At 71.6% G+C, this 803-nt stretch carries 1 protein-coding gene; it reads left to right on the top strand.

What is annotated here, in order from left to right:
• Positions 1-803 (top strand): two-partner secretion domain-containing protein (locus AC1DWF_RS33565; protein WP_476842818.1); only part of this gene is annotated, 803 nt, incomplete at both ends.

The following is an 803-nucleotide window of genomic DNA, read 5'->3' as shown; positions in this document are numbered from 1 at the left end:
TCCTGCCACGACCCTTGCTCAATCGCCCAATGCGCGGCCGCAGGGTGGCGCGGTCGTCGCGGGCTCGGCGACGATCGGCGGCGATGCCGGGCGCACGGTCATCCAGCAGTCCACCGACCGCGCGGCGATCAATTGGCAGTGCTTCGACATCGGCCGGAACCAGGCCGTGCAGTTCCAGCAGCCCTCCAGCACCTCCGTGACGCTGAACCGGGTGGTGACGCCGAACCCCTCGCAGATCGCCGGGCAGATCACGGCCAATGGCCAGATCGCGATCGTCAACCAGTCGGGCGTGATCTTCCACCAGGGCTCGACGGTGAACGCCGCGGGCCTCGTGGTCTCCACGGCCAACATCACCAACGAGGCCCTCATGCGGGGCGGGCGCATGAACTTCGATCAGCCCGGCCGGCCCGACGCGCGCATCGAGAACAACGGCACCATCACCGTGCGCGAGGCCGGCCTCGCCGCGCTGGTCGCGCCTCAGGTGGCGAATCACGGAGTCATCCGCGCGCGCATGGGCCGCGTCGTGCTCGCCGGCGCCGAGACCTCGGTGGTCGACCTGCATGGCGACGGGCTGCTCTCGCTCGAGGTCACCTCGCCRGTGCGGCAGGCTCCGGCGAACGGCCAGGCGCTGGTCACCAACACCGGCACSGTGACGGCSACMGGCGGCACGGTGGTGCTGACCGCCCAGGCSGTGGACGGCATCGTRCAGGACCTGGTGCGCGCCGGCGGTCGCCTCGCCGCGAATACCGACGCCGCGACCGGGCGCACCGGCCGCGTGGTGGTAGCGGGCAATGGCGGCAACG

The sequence above is a fragment of the Aminobacter sp. P4_D5 genome, from assembly GCF_056401815.1.
The sequence above is the reverse complement of the archived record's forward strand: the minus strand, read 5'-3'. Positions and strand labels throughout refer to the sequence as shown.